Annotated in this window: 1 protein-coding gene; it reads right to left on the reverse strand. The window is 64.2% G+C overall.

Annotated features, from left to right (window positions below):
- The coding region (locus tag ACM6IK_RS22705) for a tandem-95 repeat protein (protein ID WP_414876090.1) at positions 1–1,008 on the reverse strand (1,008 nt) is incomplete at both ends.

Consider the following 1,008-nt stretch of genomic DNA (forward strand, 5'->3'; position numbering starts at 1 on the left):
GCCGGTCAGGGCGGTGTCTTCCGGAGTCGAGACCGTTTCGCTGAGGTCGGTGAAGCTGTCATCAACCGGCGTAACGTCGATGTTCAAAGTCGAGGTGAGATTGCTGCCGGACCCGTCGGTCACGGTGTAGCTGACGGTTGGCACCGTGCCGTTGTAGTTGGCGTCCGGGGTAAAGGTGTAAGCGCCATTGGTGCCGATCACCAGGGTGCCGACGTTGGCGATGGTTGCGGTGCTGCCGGCGGCGTAGGTGGTGTCACCGACGGTGAAGCTGAGCACGCTGACCGGGCCATCGACGCTCGAAGTTCCAGTAAGCACGCTGCCGGTCAGGGCGGTGTCTTCAGCGGTGGTCACGTGTTCGCTGGCATCGGTGAAGCTGTCATCGACCGGGGTGACGTCGATGTTCAGGGTCGAAGTGTCGTCTGTGCCGGCCCCGTCGGTGACGGTGTAGCTCACGGTCGGCACCGCGCCGTTGTAGTTGGCGTCCGGGGTAAAGGTGTAGGCACCATTGGTGCCGATCACCAGGGTACCGACATTAGCGATGGTCGCGGTCTGGCCGGCGGCAAACGTGCCGGTCACACCGTCGATGCTGAAATTGACCACGCTGACCGGGCCATCGACGCTGCTCGTGCCCGTGAGGACGCTGCCGGTGACGGCGGTGTCTTCCTGAGTGGAGACCGTTTCGCTGGCATCGGCGAAGTTGTCGTTGACCGGCGTGACGTCGATGTTCAGGGTCGAGGTGACGTTGCTGCCGGACCCGTCAGTCACGGTGTAGCTGACGGTTGGCACGTTGCCGCTGTAGTTGGTGTCCGGGGTGAAGGTGTAGGCGCCGTTGGCGCCGTTGGCGCCGATCAGCAGGGTGCCGACGTTGGTGATGGTCGCGGTGCTGCCAGCGGCGTAGGTGGTGTCACCGATGGTGAAATTGACCACGCTGACCGGGCCGTCGACGCTGCTCGTGCCCGTGAGGACGCTGCCGGTGACGGCGGTGTCTTCCGGAGTCGAGACCGTTTC

This window comes from Pseudomonas sp. IT-196MI5 (assembly GCF_949767415.1).
GTDB lineage: Bacteria > Pseudomonadota > Gammaproteobacteria > Pseudomonadales > Pseudomonadaceae > Aquipseudomonas.